We start from the raw sequence: 25,434 nt of genomic DNA, 5'->3' as shown, positions 1-25,434 counted from the left end.
GACAACTGTACGGGCGAAGCATTTGGAGAACTATTTTTGGCAATGACCGATAATTTATCTTCCAAATGCTTCGCCCCTACTGACAACTAACTTAATTATTACTACCTAAAAGAAACAAACTAATTAATGTGCCACTATTCCAAAGACTGTGGAGAAGCATAGAAGAAAGTAAATTGCGCGATCGCGTGTAAACTATTCCTAAGACGATTCCTAATGCTGTCAGCGGCAGTATTTCTGATAAACTTAGGTGAGCAGCCGCGAATAACAAGCTACTGATCAAAATTGCCCCCCAAACCGACGTATAACGAGTCAGAGATGGTAATAAAAAGCCGCGAAATAGGAATTCCTCAAAAAACGGTGCAGCTATGGCTGCGGTAAAGAAAAATATCCCCAATGCGGTATTATCCCGGCTTTCTAGTGCCATTTGTAAAAGTGGATTACTGCCACCTTGTCCTTGCCACAATTTTTGATTAATCAGTGATACTATCACCACAATCGGTAAAGCTGTACAATAGCCACCGAGTCCCCACAAAAACCAATTACTGAAGAAATTGAAGCGAAACCAGTTCTCAGGAAGGGGGAAAAAACGCCTAATGGAAAAATATAGAACTGAAAAGCAACCAAAAGCCACAAACATATAACTAACTAAAACCACAAAAGCCTCAATTCTGGCATTTCCTGTACCACGAGGAATAGGCAAAATAGATAATAATTCTGGTATAAATAATTGCCCCATCAAGAAAAATCCCAGGATAAAAACCTGAATAATTATTTCCCAGTTCCAAGGAGTTGACCAAACCAAATCGCCATTTGTAGCTAATAGGGATGCTTGACCTTTAAGCAAGCGTTGAAACAATAAGAAAAGCAGCAGAATTAGCCCTATAAAAGCTGTTAAAGTGGGGATAGTAGCAATTATCGCTAATTTTAACAATGCTTGGGTTGCTGCTGCTTGTTGGGCAATTTTCAGAGATAATAAAGCTTCTTGACGTTGTTGAAGTTGATATAATTGATCTAAAGCCGTAAAACGAAACCAACTATTTAAATTTTGTTGAATTATTTGTTCAGCTTTGGGTAATAGACGGGGAGGTTTACTCCATATTCCGCTTAATACTTGAGCAGTTTCTTGATATTTGGGGTTGATATCTGAATATTGCTGTAATTGATTCCAAGTTTTAATAGCCTTATCTGCTTCCTGTTGCTGTGCTTGCAAAATTCCCAACCGCAAATCTACTTCCGCTAACAATTTTCCTTGTTGTTGGCTAGATTTCTGTAAACTTTTTTCCTCTGCGGAAACAGGAGTAACTGCTGAAGATTGTAGTGTTGCTAATTTTTTATTAGTTGTCTCTAAACTAGTTTGAATAGATTCACTTGCTTCCTGATATTGCTTTATCGCACTTTCTAAAGGATTTGCACCGAGAATAGATTCTTGAAGTGTTTGAATACTTTTGTCGCTGCTATCTTCTGGTTTCCATGCTTGGGCTTGTAAGACGATATTAGTCTGGTACAATTCTAGACGACTCTGGAACTGAGGTTTTTGCCAGCTATTCAATAAAGATAAGCCCGACAACATTATTGCTAACAAAGTTAGCCCAATTAACAGCAACCGTTTAATTGTCATCTATCCCCCTTAGACTTACAAGTACAGGAGCATCATCAGCCCCTTGGTAATTATAAGCTAGTCCCGCAGAGGGAAATTAAAATTTCAAAAAAGTAGCTTAGATCAGGTCTGTGTGGGTGTTAGTCATTGCTCTAAGTCGGTAATGTCCACGAAGTCTTCTAATGCTTCTCCTAGCCCGGATTTCTCACAAATAAACAGAAAATCGGGGTCAAAAACTGCTAAAATCTATATTGCACAAATATTCCAGCAGTTTAAGCATGGTTATAAACGTACCCGAACTACCATGGGTCTTGGCAGAACAGAAGCAACTCCTAATGATGTAGTTATCAATCCTTTAATCAATGAATTAAGCACAGATATAATTAATAATGATGAATAAATTCCTTGTCTCACGCAAAGGCGCAATCACGCTTCCTGATCTCGAAGAGTAGGCGCAAAGAAAGAAAGAAATACAAAAGTTAGCTTAACCGACAGAAGCCCCACGTCTGACCCGATAGGGCAGCGGGGGATGAATGGCGCGTGAATTGACGACGGTTTTCCGACCAAATAGCGATAACCAAGCTAGATACATGATCATTTTTGTTGATTAACCTTGATTTTGCCTTTGGAACGAGGGGTCAGCCTATCGCCTTAACATCAGTCTTGTTGTTCTCGAAGAGCAAGCAAAAAGCTGTTAACTGGGTAGGAAGCCTATACTTACCCGCAAGGGAAGTGTAGGTAGTTCACAATGTGATCTAAAATGGAATGGATTTTAACAGGAACGGAAAAACCCCCTGATTGGTTTATTGAATTAGTGAAAAGTTACCCAACAGGTGGTGATTTTGCGGCTCAATTATTTTGGCAACGGGGAATTCAAGATCAGGAAAAATTAGCGGCTTTTATTAATTATCAAAGTTATCAACCTGCCAGTTCTTTTGAATTTGGACAGGAAATGAATTTGGCTGTAGAAAGGTTAATTACTGCGGGAAAAACGGGAGCAAAAATTGTTATTTGGGGAGATTTTGATGCAGATGGAATTACTTCTACTGCGGTATTATGGGATGGTTTGGGTGAATTTTTTCAGCAACATCGTCAATTAAGTTATTATATTCCCAATCGTTTAACTGAATCTCATGGTTTAAATAAACCAGGAATTGATATTTTAGCTGCACAAGGTTGTCAGTTAATTGTTACTTGTGATACGGGCAGTACAAATATTGCCGAAATCATTTATGCCCAAAGTTTAGGGATAGATGTAATTGTGACTGACCATCATACATTACCCTCAGAACGTCCTCCCGTAGTCGCAATTATCAATCCTCGTTATTTAGCTAAGGAACATCCTTTATATCATCTTTCAGGTGTGGCTGTTGCTTATAAATTGGTGGAAGCTTTATATATAAGTTTGCCAGATATTCCTGCACATCCTTTAACTGATTTACTAGATTTAGTTGCAGTGGGATTAATTGCCGATTTGGTCCAATTAAGTGGTGATTGTCGGTATTTGGCACAATTGGGAATTCAACAATTACACACGGATTATCAAAAACTACCAACAGCGAGAAGAAGGCCAGGTGTGGGTAAGTTATTAGAATTATGCCAGAAAAGTGGCGATCGCCCTACAGATATTTCTTTTGGTTTGGGACCGCGAATTAATGCGGTTAGTCGCATTCATGGTGACGCTAGTTTTTGTGTAGAATTATTGACGAGTAGAGATATGCAGCGTTGTCAACAACTTGCAGAAGAAACAGAATTAGCTAATTCCCGTCGTAAGTCTTTACAAAAAGATGTCCAAGCCCAAGTTACGAAAAAACTCAATCAATTAGACTTATCCACTACCAGCGTCATTGTTTTAGAAGATCCTCAATGGGCAGGTGGTGTTTTGGGTTTGGTTGCTGGTCAAATTGCCCAAGAAACGGGACGACCGACAATTTTATTAAATACAGAAGCAAAGGAGAATAAGACAGATTCTAGCCCATCCTTTGCGCGAGGTTCGGCACGTTCAATTAATTCTGTTGATTTATATCAATTAGTTCAAGAACAAGCTCATTTATTACATCGTTTTGGTGGACATCCTTTTGCAGCGGGTTTGAGTTTATTAGTAGAAAATATCCCCTTATTTACAGCCGCAATTAACCAAAAATTACGCCAATCTTTAGGAGGGATTAATCTTACTCCCACAGTCCAAGCTGATTTGGTGGTGACGGTTGCAGATTTGGGTAAAGATTTATTTTTAGAATTGAAACTTTTAGAACCCTGTGGTATGGGAAATCCTATTCCCAAGCTACTAATTAAAAATTGTTGGTTTGAAAATTCTTGGCATAGAAATGAACAAGATTTAAAAGGAAATAAAATCCAATATATTAAAACTGATTTTAATATTCGAGATGATTCTACTAATAATCCCTTTCCAGGAATTTGGTGGGGACATTATAAGGAAGAATTGCCTATAGGTAAATGTGATTGTATTGCCGAAATTGATTTTAATAGCTTTAAAAAACGCTATGAAATTAGATTAGTTGCAGTACGTTCCCATACGGGAACTGAACTGAAAACTCAGAATTCGGCAATGATTTTAGATTGGAGAAATCAGGAAGATTTAGGAGAATTAAAACCAGAAAAATCATTATTAATTATGAAAGATTGTCCTACTAATTGGGATAATCTCCGGTTATGGTGGAAACAATCGCTAAATCAACAAAAACAATTAGTGATTGCTTGGAGAAAACCCCAAAATCAGACTCCTAGAGATGTTTTAGTAACTCTGGTAGGTATTGCTAAATATCTTGGTCGCACAAACCAGCTAGTTACCCGTGTGCAGATTTTAGAGAAATTGGGTATTAGTGACCAAAGCCTATATTTAGGATTTCAAGCTTTAAAATATTTAGGCTTTATCGTCCAACGTCAAAATCATCACTTACAAATAAGTTGGGATTTTAAATATTATCAAAAACCTGCTGATTATGCTATTAGTCAATTTTTAGCCGCAGTTAGAGAAGAACAATTTCAAAGAGATTATTTTTCTCATGTTCCTCTATCTATTATTGTTGCCATGATTGGTAAATAATCTCATTTCGTAGGTTGGGTTGACGTAAGGAAACCCAACATTTAAACATCAAAAATAATTGGTTTTGTTGGGTTTCGCAAAGCCATTGCTCCGCAACGCTAACGCGAACAACCCAACCTACCTTTTAACTCTCTTTTTATTCCTGGAAAAACTTCTTATCAATAGCTTTGGTATGTTCTCTATTGACAGAAGTTGCTGTTATATGATAACTAGTTAGATCATCTACAAAGGGAATCGTTAACTTAAATGTACCATCAGGATTTACTTTGACTTTTTGACCATCAATAGTGACATTTGCACCTTCTTCTGTTGCACCATGAAGAACTAATTCTGCATCAACGACAACCCAGAAATCCGTACTCGGACGACTGAAAATACGGACTGTACCAGAACGCGCTAAACACAACCACTGATTATCATTATTCACATAACCAATTTCTGCCATGTAGTCTCGTTCACCCCTGGGAATAGGCACATAACGACTAGATGTTGCGGTTTCACATTCGTATTGTGCATCAAATTGAGGACGTTGATAGCTTAGATCAAGGTTTGTAACATCATATACCCGAATTGCTAAAATGGTAAGTCCTTGATTCTGTAATGTTTGTTGATGATTATCGGAAATATACCAAGACAGGTAAGCCCATTTGGGAGTGCGAGGTGTGAAGATAATTCTGGTATTTCCAGTCACAGTCATGGGATTAATATTAGTCCAAGCTTCTATCTCTGCATCTAACTCGATAGCTATGTCTTCATTTGTGGCTGTGGGATGCAATAGAGTAGGATATATCTCTTCTTCTATTTCCAGTTGTGTGAGTGCAATTGGACTGTTAATAGCGTTTAAAGCCTCTCCTAACTCTGATGGTAAATCTTGATTTTGCGGTGGTTGGTTGACTGGTTTAGGGGTTGTATTCAGGAGTTCTGATAGGCTGCTATCTGGCTTAACTGGTGTCGAAGTGATACCAAGTAATTCTGATAGGGATGTAATATTTTGATTAGATTTAGTTACAGGTAGTTCTGGTGCTTCTAAGAGAAAATTGCTGACTTCATCTGTGGAGATATCTGCATCATTTGGTTGGTGGTGAATATTCGGGATTTGGGGAAAGTGATTATTAACAACAATTACTGGGTCTTCTGTATCCCAAACTACTTCATCATAATCTATATTGAGATCAATTTCAGAGATTTTGTTTATTTGATTGTGAGGGGAACTTGTCTGCGGTATATCTATGACAGCTATATTGCCAATTGCTGTTATTTCCTGGGAGTTTTCTTGTTTGTAGTGATTTGCACCATTACCATTACCATTGTTAGCGAGAATTGATGCGAATGCTTCTGAATCTGACAGAGTAAAAACTGTTTCTGGAAGGGAATCTGTTTCTGGATTTGAGGATAGCTGCGCGTCTTCAAGTGATAGCGAAGCGCCGCTAGAAGCAACTCGATTTTTTCTTCTCAACCACAATGGTAAAAAAATACTTAATCCCGCAATAAAAAATAAAGGTAGTAGTAAGAAAAACTTCATATTCTTGGTAATCATTGAAGGATTATCAAGAGGATTTATCAACCCTGTTTCCCTTTTATTTTTTATAGATGGGGGTGTAACTAATGTTTCGGGAATCGTTGTTAAAGATGGAGTTTGAGAAACTTCAGGAATGGCTGTGGTAGCCATAGGTCTAGAAATAGTTTGTAATGTTCTGGCTGCAATAGCAATTGCTTCTGTTTCTCTAGCAGCTTTGATTGACTCTTCTCCTGGTTTAGCTAAAATAAAGCCTAGAAAATCTCTAATTTTAGGACTGGGATTTTCTTTATAAACGTAAACAAAAGACTGAGAAAAGGGATATTTAGAATCATTTGGTAAGTAGTTTTGTACTTTTAATACTCGCACATCTGGCAGATTGGAAATTTGATTTGCTAAAACATAGCTAATGCCATCATTACCTAATTCTCTAATGATGTCAGTTGTGTTATCTTCCAACATTTGCACAGCATTAGCACCTGTTAGCAATTGTCCAGACTTAAATGCTGAATATTCACTAAAAGAACTGCGAGTATCACTATTTAAGGGACGATCTATAAATCTAATCTTACCTTGACCTTTTCCTATTTCTGACCAATCTGCAATTTCTCCTCGAAAAATCTTGGCAAATTGCTCAGTAGTTAAACTGTCAGAAAAGAGATTATTCATACCAACAATGATGGCAATTTTTTCTCGACGCACCAACACCTGTTTTAACCCTTGTGCTTTTTCTTCTGGGGTGAGTCTACGACCAAGGGATGCTAGATCAACTTTACCATCTAAAACTGATTTTACAGCATATCCATTCCCATTTACGCTAATTTCTACCTGAGTTCCTGAAAACTGTTTTTCAAAGTTTTCTTTGAGGCTTTGGTTGACAATGATAGAGTTAAGAGAACCGTCAATTTTAATGACAGTACCATTTTCTACTTTTTTCGGTAAAGCAAAAGCCGGAGTATTACTCTCAGATTCCGCGCGGACGGGTAGGGAAATCAAGAGATTTGCTCCCACTGGACTGGTAGTTATAGCCGTTAATAAGGCCAGTTTGATCATTACACGATCTTTTTTTTGTTGTTGCCACATATATCCCTGATTTAGCTAATATAGATGAACTACTCGCCAACGCCAATACTCAAAATATCGTTTTGATTGAGAAGATGGGTTAATTATACAGCGTTATTTATTTTTATCTGTAATAACACAAGTGATAAAAATAAAAAAGGCGGAGTCGGGAGTCGGAAGCACAAGGAAGGAATCAGGAGGTGTCAACTGAAGCTAGAAATGCCTTATCTATTGGCTTCCACCCCAGTCACTAAATAAACTTACGGTCTTGTCGCTAAATTGCGTTTCGATGCACTCTGATTAATTAAAAATCAAAATTCAATTTCACACACAAGCAATACAAAAATTACAAAATTTTGCTAATCAAGATATAGAAATGTGGATTAGTCGGCAAACTTTGCGAGAATATTTATCAGCTATACCTTTAGAAAATTAAGATGAGATTGATTATAGGTGATTGTGAGCGATCGCAAAGCACTCCGCAGGAATCGCAAAATAGAAAAACATCTGTATTGGGTTTCTTTCGTCAACCTACAACTACTACTCCAGATTATCCACACTTACCTCACAATCTACCAATAACTCATCCAAACTATCTGGAAACGCGCCTCTTGTTACCATTTTAGTAAACACCTGATAACAGTCATCCTTCGCACCTTCTTTACGCGGAAACCCCAACCACAAAATCACAATTGCTTTTAATTGGGGGGTATCAAACACCCGAAAAAATAGCCGATACCGTTCTGGTAAACCCATCTTTTTGACTCGACTATAGCGTTTTAATGCACCAGTTAAAGCAAAATGACTAGCAAAAGGATCGGAAGGAATTTTAGTTTCAATTGCTATCGTAATTGCTGCAAAAAGTTTCACCGTTGCATGAGTTTTAAACTCTGCTTCTGGTAATTGTTCACGCAAGTTAGCAACGCGGTTCAATAATACTTGATATTGAGTACCAAATAGTTGAGGATGAAAATAAATTTCCCAGTCATTACGAATAAACTTACTCATCTTCTAATTGCACACCTTCAATTAGTTTATGAGCAGCTTGAGACATTTCTATTGTATAAGGTTGTAGTGTATTATTTTTTAATGCTTCTGTAGTAGCAAAATCAAGAAACAGCCGCATTAATAGCGAGTCTTCTGCATCTTCATCATCATGCAATTGAGGAACAATTCGCACAATTGCTGTATCTGGGGATAAAACCTCAATCCAACCATCTGCATTCGCAAATTGGGGATGTTCACGATAAAAATCAGCAGGAAGTCGAAACCCTGCACTGTTACCAATTTTGGTACTACGAATATTGTAGGAGTTACTCATTTGTTGTGTATGTACATGATGTAATTACATTATAACAATAATCAATAGGGATTTATCAGTAGTTATTGACTTTATGTACCAAAAAAAGTAATATCTAATTTAGTATGTTGAGGATAAAAGGTAATGAAAACAATAGAAACAGTTGTGAATGTTACCCCAAATAGACAAATTACAGTCCAATTACCTCCAGATATACCCGCAGGTGAATATCAAGTAGTTATAGTTCTTAATGAAAGTGTTAAATCAGAAGAATTAGTAGTGAAAAATCAAGCAAAAGGGTTTAAATGTTCAGATTATCCTGTGGGTTTAGTTGCTGATAATTTCACGTTTCGTAGAGAAGATTTATATAATAGATAAAGCGATTTTTATAGATACAAAAGGAGAAATATATGAAGACAGGATTTACACCAGAGACAAATGTTGATAAATTTCTGAGGTTGTATGCCGAGGGAAAAAGAGATTTTCAAAAAATCAACTTAAGAAAAGCCTATCTTGCAGAAGCAGATTTGAAGGGAGCAAACCTGGAAGAAGCAAACCTCCAAGGGGCATATTTGTTTGGTATAAATTTACCAGAGGTGAACTTGAGAGGCGCAAACTTAAGAAACGCTGATCTATCAGAAGCATTTTTGGAGGGAGCAAACCTGGAAGAAGCAAACCTCCAAGGGGCATATTTGATAGGGACAGGATTAAGTATGGCAAACCTGCAAGGCGTAAATCTGAGACAAGCTAGACTATTAGAGGTAAGGGACTTGAGTATGACAAATTTGAGAGGGGCAAACCTACAGAATGCTGACTTGGACAGGGTAAACTTGGAGAAGACTGACCTCCAAGGAGTTAACCTGATGCAAGCAAATCTCAAAGTAGCACGTTTATTTGATGCCGATTTGAGTTGTGCAAAACTTCAAGATACACTTTTACAAAGTGCTTTTTATAATGAAAAAACTCGCTTTCCTAAAGGTTTTGATCCAGTGAAAGCAGGAATGTATTTAATTGCTCCCAAAGTTAAACTCTCTCAGGCTTATCTTGTGGAAGCATTGCTATTTGAAGTAGATATGAGTGAAGTAGATTTATCAGAAGCACAATTAACAGAAGCAAAATTAGAAAAAGCAAACCTACAAGGTGCAAATCTCAAGGGAGCATCCCTGAATGGTGCAGATTTAGAAGATACAAACTTAACTAATGCAGACCTCACAGGAGCAGACTTAGGTTTTACATACCTGAGAAATACAATAATTGTAGATGCAAAATTTCAAAACTCCTACTATAACAGGTTTACTAAATTTCCTTCAGATTTTGATCCTGTAAGTGCTGGAATGGTTTGGGTTGATGTTGATAAATAATGTAGATTAAACCTCTCATAAAATATAAATCGCTGTCTAACTCGATTTATATCTGTGTTTGTTCTTACCTTTCATCTATTATTTCTATTCCTTGAGATTTTAACCAGGATTTCAAACGAGATGCTATCTGTAGATATTCAAAATTGTCCCAATCATGCCCTACAATTGCTTTAACTCGTTTAAATCCTCCTTTATCTTTTTGATAAAAAGCCTCTGTTACCTGTGAACGCAATTTCACATCTTGAATACTGTCTATAAATTTTTTTAGATCACGAATACTATCGCATAAATCGGGTATTTTAAGATAGCGTTCATTAAACATTAACTCTTCTGGATCTAAGTCAGTCGTTTCATCCTCATTAGACATTAAGATGACTTCCCCTGTTTGCAGATCAAGATATAATTCACCTAATTCACTATTTCTTAATCCGTCTATTATCCAATCAATATCTGGGTTGAGTTTGAGCTTTTTCATGATGATTTCTCTAATTAGCAGCTACTGTTAATTACCTACCGCTGTAGTAGATTCTGTGAATTATATCAAAAAGGATGATAATTTTATCCTAGCTCGTAATAATTATTGTAAACTACCATATTTTTCCTATACCCAAGCGGGAAAAGAGTTTAAAGAATCAATTTCACGCATAGTTTTATTTTTCTGCATAATTATGCAGTAACTAAAGATTGATCTTCTTCCCAACTAAACAAAGGTTCAAGTTCACCTGATTCAGCAAAAGTGATTGCAGCTATTAAACATTGAGGTAAATTAACACAAATTTTATCAGCATAATTTCCTGCTTGTCCACCAACAATTAATTTTTGCTCATTAGGAGAACTAACATTATTGTTTTTTGCATTTATTAATGCTTCATAAAAACTAGATAATAAAATCTCTTTTTTATGAGATAAATTCATGTTTTTATGATAAACATCTGATTTGGATATTTCATAAACCTGACGCAAAAGAGAATGAAAAACCTCATTATCTAAAGTTGCAGTAACAATATATTTACCAGAATTACCACCACCAATCATCATATAACTTCCATCATCAGCTTTTAAACTAACTAAAGTTTTAGTATTACCATCTAAATCACGAATAGCTGTTTCTATTTGTTGCCAATTTGGATTTTCCATGAAGTTTTCTTCATTGCTGTTTCCTGTCCAGTTGTCAGTATATAATTTTGATACGCGCACCCGTTTTAAGTGTGGGAAAGCCTCCGATACTTCTTCTTTTACTTCTTCAACGTCAGGAAGTAAATGTGCAACACCAAATAACTTTCCAGCATAAGATGTTTTCAGAAAAGCTTGTCTTTGAGCATGAGTCATTATCTCTTTTGATCCTGCCATTATTTCCTCACTACTCATATAGCTGAGGTTTTCCCCATCTTGTTTCATGTCGCTGACAAAATTCTGCTGCTGCGGTTCGTGAAAATCTGAAGCCATATAAATCTTCTCCAGGAGTGCTACGTGATAAGCCAAGATACTCCATTTGTATCTTATCTCTATAGTATGGCACAGCTTTATCTAAAGCATCTAGTATAACTAGTGGTGATTCTGTCTTTGGTTTACAAAACTCGAAAGCAACCTTAATAGCATACCAAATTAACCATTTACCAATAGGTTCAATTGACCTTACAGTAGCATCTCCTCGACTGGTAGGATGTACTTCTATATTATTTATTTCCAGATATATGGGAGGTGCAAGTTCAGGATAAAAATATGGATATAGTCCGTATTTGACTAATCCCCACACTTGATTATTATAAACAATCTTAACTATATTTTCGCAGTAAAAAGCAGTTCCATTCCAGATATTTAACCAGTCACAAGACCAATTTGTAGGAAGATCATCAATAGTTGCTGGAGAAATAACAGCAATTTCCTCTATGCTAGATTCAATTAACACTTTTACCTGATAACTTCCGATGGTAGTCAATTTGTTTTACGCCCTTCTGAGAGTTAATTTATAACTTAGAAATTATACATTTATATCTTCTTTTGTACCCAAGCGAACCAAATCAATTTCACCCATGGTTTTACTTTTCTGGATAAGTAACCCACTGTGGTTTTAAAGTTTCCCCAACGGTCAGAACTGGCGTACAATACTGGAATTGACTAATATTAAGCCACGCCAAGTTAAAAACAGTATCTTATGCCAGCATTTTTATTAGAGGTCGGTACAGAAGAATTACCCGCCGGTTTTTTGAGTGATGCTATTGTACAATGGAAATCGCGCATTCCCCACAGCCTAGCAACCCACAATCTCCCCAACACTGTTGTCGAAGTCTATGGAACACCGCGACGGTTAGCGGTTCTCATTACTGGTTTACCCTCCCAGCAAGCAGACAGGGAAGAAGAAATCAAAGGCCCACCCGCACAAGCAGCTTTTAAAGATGGACAACCCACTAAAGCCGCCATTGGTTTTGCGACTAAGCAAGGTGTAGATATTTCCGCTTTAGAAATTCGTCCCACAGACAAAGGGGATTTCGTCTTTGTGAACAAACAAATTCCCGGTCGTCCCATAGCCGACATTTTAACCGAACTTGTCCCCCAATGGGTCTGGAACTTAGAAGGTAAGCGGTTAATGCGGTGGGGACATGGTGACGGACGATTTTCCCGGCCAATTCGCACTTTGGTGACATTGTTAGATGGGGAGATTTTACCATTAGAATTAGAAAATGGCGCAAAAGTTGTCAAAAGTAACCGCCTATCTCGCACCCATAGAGTATTACACCCGGAATCTGTTAGTATTTCCCACGCTACAGAATATGTAAAAACATTGGCTTCCGGTTATGTAAATGTCCCCCCAGAAAACCGAGCCGAAATCATCACAAATCAAGTCAAAGCTGCCGCCGAAAAATTAGGCGGGTATACCCCAATTTACCCCGATTTACTAGCAGAAGTTGTCAATTTAGTGGAATATCCCACAGCAGTTATCGGACAATTTGAAGAAGAATTTCTTAACTTACCAAAAGAAGTAATTACCGAAGTTATGGTAAGTCATCAGCGTTATTTTCCCGTCTTCAAAAATGCTGACTGTCAGGAATTATTACCCAATTTTATCACTATTAGTAACGGAGATCCTGCCAAATCAGATATTATCGCTGTCGGGAATGCCAGAGTAATTCGAGCGCGGTTAGCAGACGGTAGATTTTTCTATGAAGCCGATTTAGCCAAAACATTAGAAAGCTATTTACCCCAATTAGAAAAAGTCACATTCCAAGAAGATTTAGGTTCTGTTCGTGCCAAAGTAAATCGAGTCATGGACATTGCGGGAATGATTGTAAATCAACTGACAAAAGCTAACTTTATTGAAAAAACAGACTTCCCTGATACAATCAATAACGTATTACGGGCTGCATTACTCTGTAAAGCCGATTTAGTGACGCAAATGGTCTATGAATTTCCAGAATTACAGGGAATTATGGGCGAAAAATACGCCTTAGCTAGTGGTGAAGATCCAGAAGTGGCAAAAGCGATTTTTGAGCATTATTTACCCAGAAATGCTGATGATATTTTCCCTCAAAGTCTTACTGGTCAAATTGTCGGGTTAGCTGATAGATTAGATACTTTAGTTAGTATCTTTGGTTTAGGTTTAATTCCTACAGGTTCTTCCGATCCTTTTGCTTTACGTCGCGCTGCTAACGCCATAATTAATATTACCTGGTTGGCAAATTTACCGATAAATTTACAAAGTTTATTAGAGTATACAGCAACAAATTTTGCCGTTGATTTTCGTAAAGATAGAATGGGACTAATTAAAACTTTGCGAGAATTTTTCTTCCAAAGAATTCGCACCTTATTACAAGACGAAAAACAGATAGATTATGATTTGGTAAATGCAGTTTTGGGAGAAAATGATCCAGAATATACAGAACGCGCATTAACGGATTTATTAGATGTCCGCGATCGCGCTTTCTATTTACAACAAATCCGCAGAGATGGTAGATTAGATAAAATTTACGAAACCGTCAACCGTTCCACCCGGTTAGCAGCACAGGGAAATCTAGATTTCCAAACATTAGCACCAGAATCTTTAATTAATCCCGAACTCTTCCAGAAAAAATCCGAATTTGCATTTTACAACGCTTTACTTGAGTTAGTTCCCCAAACCCAAGCAGCACAACAAAATCGGGATTATCAACTGTTAGTAACCGCACTGGCAAAAATCGCTCCTACCGTGGGTACATTTTTTGATGGTGAAGACAGCGTTTTAGTCATGGACGCAAATCCCGATATTAAGCAAAATCGCCTAAATTTACTGGGATTACTGCGAAATCACGCCCGTGTACTGGCTGACTTTGGCGCGATAGTCAAAAATTTGTAGCCTAAAGCAACAAAAAGTGGTGTAATTTCTGCCAATTAACGCTACTATAGGGGAGCTTAACCAGGGATGCTACATAGTCTATGCCAGAAGCGTTAATTATTGGATTCGGAAAATCCGGTGTTGCTGCGGCAAGATTGTTGAAACAGGAAGGCTGGGAGGTTGAACTTTGCGATAGTAGCACCTCCCCAACCCTCCTCGAACAACAACAACAACTCGCCAGTGAACACATTACCGTCAAATTAGGAAACACACCAGAATTCACCAATTCTGATATATCCAAACTAATAGTTGTCAGTCCCGGAGTTCCTTGGGATATTCCTATTCTAGCCAAAGCGCGAGAATTAGGCATAGAAACTATTGGCGAAATGGAACTAGCTTGGCGATTTATGCAGGATATCCCCTGGGTAGGAATTACCGGTACAAATGGTAAAACCACCACCACCGCTTTAACTGCGGCCATTTTCCAAACAGCAGGATTGAACGCTCCCGCCTGTGGTAACATTGGTTACGCTGCTTGTGAGGTAGCAATCCAAAATCGCGCTGATTGGATAATTGGTGAACTTAGTAGTTATCAAATTGAATCTTCCGTTACTTTATCGCCTCGCATTGGGATTTGGACAACCTTCACCCCAGATCATTTAGCCCGGCACAAAACATTAGAAAACTACTATAATATCAAAGCCAAATTATTACATAATTCCCAAATTCAAATATTTAATGGTGATGATGCTTATTTGAGCAAATTAGGATTAAATCATTGGCCAAACGCCTATTGGACAAGTGTTAAAGGTGAAAAATTCCTAATAGGTGAAAAAGGCTTTTATATAGAAAATGGCTGGGTAATGGAAAAAATCAGCGCCACACCTCAACCAATTGTTGAAGTATCTGCATTGCGAATGGTAGGGGAACATAACCAGCAAAATCTCCTCATGTCCGTCGCTGCTGCTAGATTAGCAGGTATAGATATTACCGCTATTTCTCAAGCTGTGCGTGAATTTCCTGGTGTTCCCCACCGCTTAGAACATATCTGCAATTGGCAAGGCATTGATTTTATTAACGATAGCAAAGCCACCAATTACGACGCGGCCGAAGTCGGTTTAGCATCTGTGCAAAGTCCCGCCATTTTAATCGCTGGTGGTGAAGCTAAAGCGGGAGATGATACCGCCTGGTTGGCACAAATTCAAGCCAAAGCCGCCGCCGTCTTACTCATTGGGAATGCAGCACCAGCATTTTCTAAACGGCTGCAAGAGGTGGGATATAGTAATTATCACATTGTCGAAACGATGGAGAAAGCTTTACCCATGTCTGCGGAATTAGCCAAAAAATATCAAGCTTCAGTAGTATTACTATCTCCAGCTTGCGCTAGTTTTGACCAATATCCCAACTTTGAAATGCGGGGTGAAGACTTTCGGCAATTGTGTCAAAAATATCTAGTACCGTAGGTTGGGTTGACACAAGGAAACCCAACATTTGGCTTTGGTGAATGAAAATATGGATTTATTTCACGCAGAGACGCAGAGGTGCAGAGAGCAGGAGTAGAATTGTAGCATCCTAGGTTGGGTTGACGCGAGGAAACCCAACATCAATCAAATTTAAACCACGTTTTAATTTTGTTCGACTACCTACTTTACTCATTTTATGTGCGAAAATTGTCAAAGCAGGTGTGAGGATGTAACATGACAAACGAAAATTGGCAAAACGAAGACCTATGGATTGTCACCGCAAGCAGTCCTGATAATGGTTTACAATCAGGTGCAAAAGGTGGTTTTCCCAGCAACAGTCCTACAGTTAAGGATGAAGGAACAAAAGACAGTCGCATAAACGCGGGGATGTTAGCGAAGCAGATGTCGCATTTTGTGGGAGTAATCAGCGGTGTGTTTACTGATGTCCAAAAGCAAATCACAACCCAAGGAGAACTCCAGCTTGATGAAATTACCCTGACTGTAGAAATTGGTAGTGAAGGGGAAATTAAATGGCTTGGTACAGGTGTAAAAGCTGCTGGTAAAGGCGCAATTGAGCTAAAATTTAAGCGTTCATCCTCCCAATCTCCTGTAAATTGACTCGAATATGGCTGAAAATTGCGCTATTGTTATTGGCATCAATGGATATTATAACGGCATTTCGCCCCTTAATTACGCAAAAACTGATGCAGAAAAGGTGCGGGATTATTTTCAGCATCATTTAGCTGTAAAATCAGATTATCTCAGGTTTTTCTGTGATGATTCCCCACGAGAAACCCAACCAACTTACACCACGCTATTGTCATTTTTAGACGAAACTTTTCAAACCCCTTTCTTAAATCCTGGGGATACCCTCTGGTTTTATTTTAGCGGTCATGGGATGTCCTTTGAGGGACAAGATTATTTATTACCCATAGATGGAAATCCCAGACTTATTACTAATTCTGCTATCCGTATTACCTACATCACAGAACGGTTACGGCGCAGTGGTGCAGATAATATAGTTTTATTTATTGATGCTTGTCGCAGCACTGGTCAAAAAAGTGGTGGTTTAGGAATTGGTGAAGAAAAACAGCAAGGTGTAATTACCTTTTATTCCTGTAGTCCCAGTCAGGTTTCCTACGAAATTGAGGAAATTCAACAGGGTGCTTTTACTCATGTATTACTCAATGGGTTGAAAATTCAAGGTGAAAGCAACTGCGCGACGGTTGAACGGTTGTATAACTATTTGCGCTATCAAGTTCCCCAATTGACCCAAAAGCATAAAAGTTATATTCAAACTCCCTATGTTGCCATAGAACCTGCAATTTTGTTGCATTATATTTTATTGCCTAAATCTGCTAATCTCACAGATATTTATGCTCTAAAAAATGATGCTTTTCATGCCGAAGTAGTAGGAGATATTCCTCTAGCTCGTCAGTTATGGAGGCGCGTTCTTGTCGCTTCAGGTGGAGATGATAATCAAGCATTTGAGGCAATTGAGCGATTAGCAAACAAGCAATCTCAGCCTCAAACGGAACAGCATCGAGAAGCAGAAGCACAGGGACAGAAAATAGCAGTAGCAAAAGGCTCTGAGTTGACTGTAGATTTAAATCAAGGCTTAACCATAGAACTGGTTCGTGTGCCAGCAGGGAAGTTTATGATGGGAATGCCCCCAGAGGAACGCCAAATAGCCCTAGAAAATGCTCTGAAATATAACGTAGAGCGTGAAAAGGCTGAAGAATGGTTAGATTGGTCTACCCCCCAGCATGAGGTGTATTTGCAAGAGTTTTTAATGGGCAAATATGCTGTTACCAATGCCCAATGGTACGCTGTCATGAAAACTAAGCCATGTGAGCAATATGATTCCGAGTTTCAAGGCGATAAGCAGCCTGTAATTGGCGTTTCCTGGCACGAAGCCCAGGCTTTTTGTGAAAAGATATCTGAACAAACAAAGCGGGCTGTCAGATTGCCCACAGAGGCAGAATGGGAATATGCCTGTCGGGCTGGAACAACTACAGCCTTTGCTTTTGGTAAGACTATTACAACTGATCAAGTTAACTATAACGGCAATTATCCTTATGCGGATACTTCCAAGGGCAAATATCGAGAATGTACTGTAAATGTGGATAGTTTCACCCCTAACGCCTGGGGTTTATATCAAATGCACGGTAATGTTTGGGAATGGTGCTGGGATGAATTTCATAACAGTTATAGCGGAAAACCAGCGCGTTTAAAAAGCAATGGTAATGAACCTTGGGGAAAATTAAAGGTGGTTAAAGAAGATAACCACGCTTATATATGTCGGGGCGGTTCTTGGTACGACGATGCTGTCAATTGCCGTTCGGCGAATCGTGGCAGGTTCAACGCGCGTACTCGAGTCAATAATCTCGGTTTTCGTGTTGTGTTCGGGTCTTCCTCGCCAGGACTTTCTTAGCCCTTTACCCTCTTGCGCTTTTGCGCTCTTCTCTTTATTTCTTTACCCTTGCGAGCGCCAGCGAGCGAATTTTTTTTATTATATATATACATCTTCAAAAATGTAGAGACGTTCCATGGAACGTCTCTACAAAGGGTTTAATATCATCAAAAATCATTTGTTAAAGACTTGTAAACAATATCGCCGATTAATATTCGGATGTTGTAAATTGAGGGTGGCTATCCTTGCTTATACTTCTTAGTATGTATGGCACATAGCTTGGGGTTGAGTTATTAAACGGGGCGGTTCTTGGTACAACAATGCTATCAATTGCCGTTCGGCGAATCGTAACAGGAACAACGCGCGTAATCAAGACAATAATCTCGGTTTTCGTGTTGTGTTCGGGTCTTCCTCGCCAGCACTCTCTACAGTCAGAGTTGATAGGAGGGATTCTATCAAGCGTACACCAGAGAGTCCAAACTCAAACCCAGTGATGTGGGTGACTATATCCAAATATAAAACCGAGCCAGTTAGCTTGGTAGGGAAACCGAAGACTTGACTGCAAATTTATTTTGACGGGTTTTTGGTAGTGCGGGCATCTTGCCCGCGTGAGCGAGACGCTCACACTACAGTCCATCATTTTTATCTTGACAAACTACTAGTACAAGGTTCGGTTAAGCAAAGCGCAACCCAACATCAATCAAATTGATGTGTTTTAAAGTTGACAATACTTAAATCTTGCAAATCCTGATTCAGACAGTTAAAGATTTTTAAGATATTAATTTTTAATCTTAAAAATGAAAATTTATGTACTTAAAATGAACACTCTTATCAATAAATAATCCTGTTAATCCTTAAATCCTGTTAATCCTGATATGGCTAACGCCACGCTTCGCTATCAGACAATAGTAAATGTTGGGTTTCCTTGCGTCAACCCAACCTACTTTACTAACGCCTTTTGGATGTAGAGTAGAGAGTGCGATCGCTTTCATTTATAAGATTTTCAAATTTCTCTCTTGAGAAGGATTCCTAAAATATATATATTCTATAGAATGGACTATATATTTTACCCTGAGTGAAGTTGGGCTTGGTTTACCCTCCAAGCCTTTTTATTTATTTGCTCGTCCTTCAACCTATTATTTATTGGCTGTCATCCCTGGACCTTGTGCTTCTTGTATCATCTCAGGAGAAATTTCTCGCACTGTCCGCAAGGGAAATAGACGAGTTGAGGAAATTTGAGCGTAGTCAGAAGTCAAAAAAGGAGCATATTGACTAGCTTCAGGAGTTAACTGTGCTGCCATTGCTAGGGTAACACCTTTAAGGAATTTCCGCACATCTTGAGCTTGTTCTCTAGTTACTTCTTTGTTCAAGATAGGTGGTTTTCCTTCTTGATATGGCGTGAGGCTAGGATCTACAACACTCAAATGAGAACCACCAACCACACCTACTAACCATTTTGGAGAGGGGATTTTCGCAAAACCCATGACTTGTTCAGTTAATGGTGGGGTGATTTTATCTGCGGAACTGGAGAGGATTAATGTGGGGATTTGTACTTTTGTTAACCCAGTTTCCCCAAACATTAAAGAAGTGGTAGGATTAAGAGCGATCGCTTGTTTAATTCTCCCATCTCGCAATTGATAGGTTTTTTCTGGTAATGCTTGAGCTACACATTGAAGAGTTTCACCCAAGTTGTCCTTAGCTAAGTTTGGCTGACAGCGTTGTTTGAGGTTTTCGATTTGTAATTCACCCCCAGCTAATGCTAAAGCCGTTCCCCCACCAAAGGAATAACCTACAACCATGACGTTATTAGTTGCAAGTTTCCCTTGTAAGGGACTATTCGCAGTTTGGTTAAGTTTTTCCAATTCATCTAAAATAAAACTGACATCACCCGGACGGTCTAAAAATTCCTGGGGTGCAACCAGTTGTTTTTTCCCTTGATTAACTGCTTTAAAACTAGTTTCATTACTACCAGGATGTTCTAAAGCTGCAACGACATAACCATGAGAAGCTAAATGTTCAGCTAAGTAGCGTAAGTCAGTCCGCACTGAACCCCAACCATGAGAAAAGACAATTACAGGTTTATTTGTACTTGCAGCACTAGAAAAATAAACATCTAGGGGAATTTGTCGTTGACGCTTTTGGTCGTTAAAACTTAACTTGAGTGTCTGTACCTGCGCGCTTCCTCCTTGAGTCGGGTCTAAAGAAGCAACTTTGATATCTTTGGGGTTAACCTGGGGAGAAAGACCAAACATAAACCGCTGAGTGCGGATAAATCCACCATTCAAACTCCTCGCTACAGTTAGAGCCTGGGGTAAATTAATTTCTAGACGTTGACTGGGATATGCGGCTATAAAACTCAGTATAGATAAACCCTGTGGAGAATTAGCGCCTAAAACCAATCCGCCTTTCATCGCTTGTAATCCAGCTTGATCCCGACGGCTAATAGCTGTAGAGACATCACTGAGGATTGTAGTCCCAATTTGGGTATTGATTAATCTATCTAAAGTAATAACATTTATGGGAATTCGGATTTTTAGTCCCTCCACCAAAAAGCGCCGTTGTTCTTCAGTCATTCTCTTGGTATAAGTTCCCAAACTAGCTGGTAATTTGCCAGTTTCTGTAGACTTTTTTAACTCTTCTAAGGATACAGATTCCTCCAAAGGTCCATAGCGAATTACAACGGTATCTGCGGCCTGTGCAGAGGTGTTAACTACAAAAAACGGTGTCAGAGCAACAGCACAAAATACACCTGCAAATACCTTAAAATCCTTCCAGCTTTTTTGTGTGAACATCTTTGATTGTAACTCAACTTAGGAAATTCTACCTGATTTTCAGTCAAGAGTAGAATTATAGAATTAAAGCTTTTGTCCTGTATAAATAGATCGTACCTCACCATTACGACGAATAATAGCTTCACCGTTACTGACTTCTACTAATATCCAACCTGTATTACCAATATTTTCACCTAAACTAATCCGGTGACTGATACCATCCACTTTAAACAAAGCCACGGATTTATTCCCTAACTCCAATAATCCATCTAATTGTGCGGAATAGCTAGGCACAGAAGCCTGTTCTACTATGTTAGTAGGTTCTTTTGCTGGTAGAGGATTAACTGCGACTGGGTTGGGCTTAACCTGCGTTGTTTCTGCTATGGGTTGATTTGCTGGTTGGTTAGCATTAATAGGAAGATTATGAACTGCTAAAGAAGAAGATGAAGGTAATTTGGGTGGTGTTGGTACTGGGGGAACAGTTGGTAGTTGATATTGGGTCACTGGTGACTGATAAACTGGAATATATATACGCTCAATCACATTAGGGGAACTTGGCTGATTAGTAGCAGGCGGTACATTATTCGCTGCTACAGGTAAAGGCAAAGTCGCAGTAGGTTGGGTATTTAATAAAGGTGCGGCAGTTGTTTGATTAATATTACCAGCAGGAAATCCTGGTTTAATAGTTATTTTATCATTAGTTGTTCCCTGCTGTTCTATTAAAGTCAAGGCTGCCAACATATAATTTACTAAATCTAATTGAGGATCTGTTGTCACAGAAACAGGTGATGATATTTGAGGATTTGGCCAACTTTGGGAAGTTAATTGAGTATTTATTGTAGTTAATAAACCAGACTCAGTTAAGTAAACCATCCCTAGTGTCCCTAAAGTTAAGCCTAATCCCATGAATATTACTTTACTTAAACTACTAATTTGTGGTTCACTCTTGGCAGTAATTCCCCCGATAGATGGAGGATTAACTACCAGTGTTGTAGTTTGGATATTTTTAATAGGTGAAGCGGACTGTAATGGGATATTAACTGTTGATGGCACAACCACATCAGGCATTTTAAATGACATGGGTTGGACAGGTATAGATTCTCTTCTGTCTATATGATGATTCCGCTTACTTCGACCATCTAAAATATTGTCAATATCATTAAAAAGTTCATCCATTAAACCTTCAGCATAGGTTTCTATCGTCCAAGGCTCGCTGGTGACAAAATCTATGGCTAACGCCATGCTGGTGCTATCGGATGCTTCTGAAACAAGTAAATCAGTGCTAGATTTGGGTAACATAGGCTTTTTCGGTTGTAGCTAAAAATAATAAAAAACAACGCCGCTACTGCTGTGGAAATCAACTACTTTTTTACCTGAATTTTCATCTGTTCTGGAAATTTTGGTGATATTTAGTTAGAAAAGTTTATGGACAGAGTTGGGAAAAAGGAGTCAGTAAATAACCAACAACGAAAAGTAAAATCGCCCAAACCCTCTTCACTCTTGCCTCTTGCCTCTTGCAATAACGACGATTTTCAATGCTAACCTACTTATCTATTACTTATTGGGAAATCGCTGGAGCAACCTTGTTTTTAGCTATTTCTAAGTATATCAGCAGGGCGTTGATATCGGCTGGGTTAACTCCCCCAATTCTCGCAGCTTGTCCAATGGTGAGGGGTTTAACTTTGTTCAGCTTTTCTCTAGATTCTTTAGAGAGAGTTTCAATGGTTGAGTAGTTTAAATCACCAGGTAGCTGGCGATTTGCTTGACGGGCAACTTGGTCAATTTGGTGTTGCTGTCTTGCTAAATAACCCGCGTACTTAATATCAATTTCTGCTCCTTCTTTTTCTGCTTGTTTGAGGTTGGGGTTATGGAGTCCTTGGCGTTCTAAATCAATGTAATGGATACCTGAACGACGCAGTAAATCAGCAAGAGTAATAGAGCCTTTAATTGCTTGTTGGGTGTCTTGAGCGATCGCTTGCCCCACCGGTTCATTCTCCTTTATTCTAGTACAATGTAGGCGTTCTTTCTCCGCAGTAATTTGTGCTTGTTTTTGAGTATACAAGTTCCAGCGCCGATCATCAATTAAACCTATTTCCCGTCCCAGAGGTGTCATACGCAGATCGGCATTGTCGGAACGCAGTAATAACCGATACTCTGAGCGACTGGTGAGCATTCGATAAGGTTCGCGTAAATCCTTCGTACACAGGTCGTCAATTAATGTACCAATATAACTTTGTTCACGAGGAAAAATAATCATTTCCTCACCCCGCACAAACCGCGCTGCATTGATTCCCGCTACTATCCCTTGAGCGGCGGCTTCTTCATAACCTGTAGTCCCGTTTACCTGTCCTGCACAAAATAATCCGGGGACTTTCTTAGTCATCAACGTGGGAAAACACTGAGTTGCGGGCAAATAATCATACTCTACTGCATAAGCCGGACGTAACATTACACAGTTTTCTAAACCCGTCAAACTCCGCAACATTAAAATTTGCAAAGTTTCAGGTAAACCAGTGGAAAACCCTTGGATATACAATTCAGGAATATCCCTTCCTTCCGGTTCAATAAAGATTTGGTGACTTTCCTTATCGGCAAAGCGGACAATTTTATCTTCAATACTCGGACAATAGCGAGGTCCCTTTGCTTCCACCCATCCACCATATACCGGGGACAGATGTAAATTTTCCCGAATTAAACGATGAGTTTCCGTAGTGGTGCGGGTCATGTGACAAGGCATTTGTTCCCGTTCTACCCACACTTGGGGGTCAAAACTGAACCACCGCACAGCTTCGTCACCCGGTTGAATTTCCATTTGACTGTAATCAACGGAACGCTTATCAACCCGTGCTGGTGTGCCAGTTTTCAGTCTCCCGGTTTCAAATCCTAAGCGGTTGAGAGTTTGTGTTAAACCTTCTGCTGCGAACTCTCCCGCGCGTCCTGCGGCCATGGATTTATTCCCAACCCAAATTTTGCCACCTAAAAATGTGCCGGTGGTGAGAATTACCGCTTTGCAGTGAAAAGATACGCCAAAATAAGTTTCTAAACCAATAACTTCATTATGATCATCTAAGATTAAATCTGTTACCATGGCTTCACGAATTGTCAAATTCTCTTGATTTTCGACAATTCCCTTCATTATCGCCGCATATTCCCGCTTATCAGTTTGCGCTCGCAATGCCCATACCGCAGGACCTCGTGAAGAATTGAGGATGCGTTTTTGCAGGTATGTCCGGTCTGCTATTTTGCCAATTTCCCCCCCTAAAGCGTCTATTTCATGGGTTAATTGGGATTTGGCTGGTCCACCGACTGCGGGGTTACAGGGTTGCCAAGCGATTTTATCTAAGTTTAGGGTCAATAGCAGTGTCCGACAACCGAGGCGGGCAGTAGCCAGTGCTGCTTCGCAACCTGCGTGACCTGCACCGACGACAATTACATCATAAGCGTCTTGGAATTCAGCGGCATTGTGCATGGTCTTAGTTACAGAATTAAGTTAGTTAGGAATTATAATCTTATTTTAGCGAATACGGGGGTTTATTGGAGTTTAGTTGAGTCTAAAAAAAGTAAAAAAAGTTACTAAAATATTTTCAGTAATAAAAGCTATTTAATTAATTTTACTGAGTTTATTCACAAGATTACAAACTACTGTAAAATATTTTAATTAACTTCCTAAAATCTTCTATTGTCATCAAGTTGAGATAGTAGATATTTTGGTATTTTCTCAACAGTAATATGTTTCTATTTTATATTGATGAAAGTGGCACTGGAGCAAAGGATAATGGAACAAATTATTTCGTTTTAGCTAGTATTGCTATCTATGAAAAAGATTACTCAAAAAATTATGAAGAAATTTCCGCGCTCAAACGAAGTATTGTTAAAACAAAAGAACCTGAAGATTGGGAGTTAAAAGGTAACGAACTTTGTAAAGGGAAGGAAATCTTTAAAGACTGGAACTTTGAAGCTCGTGTTCGTACATTTGTAACTATATCAGAAACTTTGAATAAAATCCCATGCCATATATCTTCTATTATAGTCAATAAAAAATTACTATATGAAAATAGAGAATTGTTGAAAGATGATATTACACTTTACCGTTTTACCTTCTACCGTTTATTAAAAGAATTAGATAGTTTTCTGAAATCCTCCAATGAAAGTGGAATTTTATTTTTGGACTCACGTTCAACACACAGTACAGGTAAACAAGATGATCGTTTGGTCAGGGCTTACAGAGAGTGGGTAAAATCACGAAAACATGATTGTAATTTTGTAGAACAGCCCTGGTTAGGTGCTTCACAATTTTATGTAGGTCTACAATTAGCAGATTACGTTGCTTACTTGATTAGTTTGAAGACACAAAATATACAGAAAGATGATCGTAATTTTGGATTTTTACAAGCTTTCGATATTTTAAAGGATAAAATTCATTTAGTTGAAATTCCTGAAAACTAGAACATTTAATGGCGAACCCACGACTGCATTAGCCGTGGGTTCATCCTTGATAGACGATTACAAGACCGTCTCGACCCAATTAGGGGCGTTAATTAGATAAAAATAGAAAATTTGTCCGTTTTCTTGTCT

At 38.7% G+C, this 25,434-nt stretch carries 19 protein-coding genes; 9 read left to right on the top strand and 10 right to left on the bottom strand.

Annotation, left to right across the window (positions count from 1 at the left end):
- Positions 1-91 precede the first annotated feature (91 nt).
- Positions 92-1,618: a CPBP family glutamic-type intramembrane protease gene (locus AN490_RS09885; protein ID WP_300002505.1), complete on the bottom strand. Its 1,527-nt coding sequence runs from the start codon at positions 1,616-1,618 to the stop codon at positions 92-94.
- Positions 1,619-1,760: 142 nt separating this feature from the next.
- Between AN490_RS09885 and AN490_RS09880 the strand changes: the two genes are divergently transcribed.
- Together AN490_RS09880 and recJ are read left to right on the top strand one after the other, a co-directional pair.
- A complete protein-coding gene (locus tag AN490_RS09880) occupies positions 1,761-1,997 on the top strand; it encodes a hypothetical protein (protein ID WP_300002502.1) in 237 nt (78 codons plus the stop codon).
- A gap of 360 nt (positions 1,998-2,357) precedes the next feature.
- On the top strand, positions 2,358-4,664 hold the full coding sequence (recJ, locus tag AN490_RS09875; RefSeq protein WP_300002499.1) for a single-stranded-DNA-specific exonuclease RecJ: 2,307 nt from the start codon (positions 2,358-2,360) through the stop codon (positions 4,662-4,664).
- Positions 4,665-4,800: 136 nt separating this feature from the next.
- On the opposite strand, the gene AN490_RS09870 is transcribed toward recJ, so the two are convergent.
- From AN490_RS09870 to AN490_RS09860, 3 genes are all read right to left on the bottom strand, one after another.
- A complete protein-coding gene (locus AN490_RS09870; RefSeq protein ID WP_300002496.1) occupies positions 4,801-7,263 on the bottom strand; it encodes a substrate-binding domain-containing protein in 2,463 nt (820 codons plus the stop codon).
- A 519-nt stretch (positions 7,264-7,782) separates the two neighbouring features.
- Positions 7,783-8,250, bottom strand: a complete 468-nt coding sequence (locus AN490_RS09865; protein WP_300002493.1) for a type II toxin-antitoxin system YhaV family toxin — start codon at positions 8,248-8,250, stop codon at positions 7,783-7,785.
- The gene (locus AN490_RS09860; RefSeq protein WP_300002490.1) at positions 8,243-8,563 is read right to left on the bottom strand and encodes a hypothetical protein; all 321 of its coding nucleotides are present in this window, start codon (positions 8,561-8,563) and stop codon (positions 8,243-8,245) included. Before AN490_RS09860 ends, AN490_RS09865 begins: the two co-directional genes overlap by 8 nt.
- A 123-nt stretch (positions 8,564-8,686) precedes the next feature.
- Here AN490_RS09860 and AN490_RS09855 point away from each other — a divergent pair, with 123 nt between their 5' ends.
- Positions 8,687-8,920: a hypothetical protein gene (locus AN490_RS09855; RefSeq protein ID WP_300002487.1), complete on the top strand. Its 234-nt coding sequence runs from the start codon at positions 8,687-8,689 to the stop codon at positions 8,918-8,920.
- Positions 8,921-8,952: 32 nt separating this feature from the next.
- Positions 8,953-9,903: a pentapeptide repeat-containing protein gene (locus AN490_RS09850; protein WP_300002484.1), complete on the top strand. Its 951-nt coding sequence runs from the start codon at positions 8,953-8,955 to the stop codon at positions 9,901-9,903.
- A gap of 64 nt (positions 9,904-9,967) precedes the next feature.
- On the opposite strand, the gene AN490_RS09845 is transcribed toward AN490_RS09850, so the two are convergent.
- The 3 genes from AN490_RS09845 to AN490_RS09835 form a co-directional block, all read right to left on the bottom strand.
- Complete coding sequence (locus AN490_RS09845) at positions 9,968-10,378, bottom strand: UPF0158 family protein (protein WP_300002480.1); 411 nt, start codon at positions 10,376-10,378, stop codon at positions 9,968-9,970.
- Between the two features lie 191 nt (positions 10,379-10,569).
- Positions 10,570-11,349, bottom strand: a complete 780-nt coding sequence (locus AN490_RS09840) for a hypothetical protein (RefSeq protein ID WP_300002477.1) — start codon at positions 11,347-11,349, stop codon at positions 10,570-10,572.
- Positions 11,264-11,842, bottom strand: coding sequence for a hypothetical protein (locus AN490_RS09835; RefSeq protein WP_300002474.1), 579 nt, complete (start codon positions 11,840-11,842; stop codon positions 11,264-11,266). The genes AN490_RS09840 and AN490_RS09835 overlap by 86 nt, the downstream gene beginning before the upstream one ends.
- A 216-nt stretch (positions 11,843-12,058) precedes the next feature.
- On the opposite strand from AN490_RS09835, the gene glyS reads away from it, so the two are divergent.
- The 4 genes from glyS (at position 12,059) to AN490_RS09815 (ending at position 18,109) form a co-directional block, all read left to right on the top strand.
- Positions 12,059-14,233, top strand: coding sequence for a glycine--tRNA ligase subunit beta (gene glyS / locus AN490_RS09830; RefSeq protein WP_300002472.1), 2,175 nt, complete (start codon positions 12,059-12,061; stop codon positions 14,231-14,233).
- An 80-nt stretch (positions 14,234-14,313) separates the two neighbouring features.
- On the top strand, positions 14,314-15,675 hold the full coding sequence (gene murD, locus AN490_RS09825) for a UDP-N-acetylmuramoyl-L-alanine--D-glutamate ligase (protein WP_300002469.1): 1,362 nt from the start codon (positions 14,314-14,316) through the stop codon (positions 15,673-15,675).
- 234 nt (positions 15,676-15,909) lie between these two features.
- Entirely contained in the window at positions 15,910-16,293 is a 384-nt protein-coding gene (locus AN490_RS09820) for a hypothetical protein (protein ID WP_300002466.1), read from the top strand.
- A gap of 7 nt (positions 16,294-16,300) precedes the next feature.
- Positions 16,301-18,109 (top strand): SUMF1/EgtB/PvdO family nonheme iron enzyme, encoded by a 1,809-nt coding sequence (locus AN490_RS09815; protein WP_300002463.1) that lies wholly within the window; start codon positions 16,301-16,303, stop codon positions 18,107-18,109.
- Between the two features lie 1,115 nt (positions 18,110-19,224).
- On the opposite strand, the gene AN490_RS09810 is transcribed toward AN490_RS09815, so the two are convergent.
- The 3 genes from AN490_RS09810 to mnmG all read right to left on the bottom strand — a co-directional run bounded on the left by AN490_RS09810 (position 19,225) and on the right by mnmG (position 24,328).
- Positions 19,225-20,880 carry an alpha/beta hydrolase gene (locus tag AN490_RS09810; RefSeq protein WP_300002460.1) on the bottom strand — a complete coding sequence of 552 codons (1,656 nt, stop codon included), beginning with the start codon at positions 20,878-20,880 and terminating at the stop codon, positions 19,225-19,227.
- A gap of 63 nt (positions 20,881-20,943) precedes the next feature.
- Positions 20,944-22,158, bottom strand: a complete 1,215-nt coding sequence (locus tag AN490_RS09805) for a hypothetical protein (protein ID WP_300002457.1) — start codon at positions 22,156-22,158, stop codon at positions 20,944-20,946.
- A 259-nt stretch (positions 22,159-22,417) separates the two neighbouring features.
- Positions 22,418-24,328 carry a tRNA uridine-5-carboxymethylaminomethyl(34) synthesis enzyme MnmG gene (gene mnmG / locus AN490_RS09800; RefSeq protein WP_300002454.1) on the bottom strand — a complete coding sequence of 637 codons (1,911 nt, stop codon included), beginning with the start codon at positions 24,326-24,328 and terminating at the stop codon, positions 22,418-22,420.
- Positions 24,329-24,588: 260 nt separating this feature from the next.
- On the opposite strand from mnmG, the gene AN490_RS09795 reads away from it, so the two are divergent.
- On the top strand, positions 24,589-25,305 hold the full coding sequence (locus AN490_RS09795) for a DUF3800 domain-containing protein (RefSeq protein WP_300002451.1): 717 nt from the start codon (positions 24,589-24,591) through the stop codon (positions 25,303-25,305).
- Positions 25,306-25,434: the final 129 nt, after the last annotated feature.

This window comes from Anabaena sp. AL09 (assembly GCF_001672255.1).
Lineage (GTDB): Bacteria > Cyanobacteriota > Cyanobacteriia > Cyanobacteriales > Nostocaceae > Dolichospermum > Dolichospermum lemmermannii.
The sequence above is the reverse complement of the archived record's forward strand: the minus strand, read 5'-3'. Positions and strand labels throughout refer to the sequence as shown.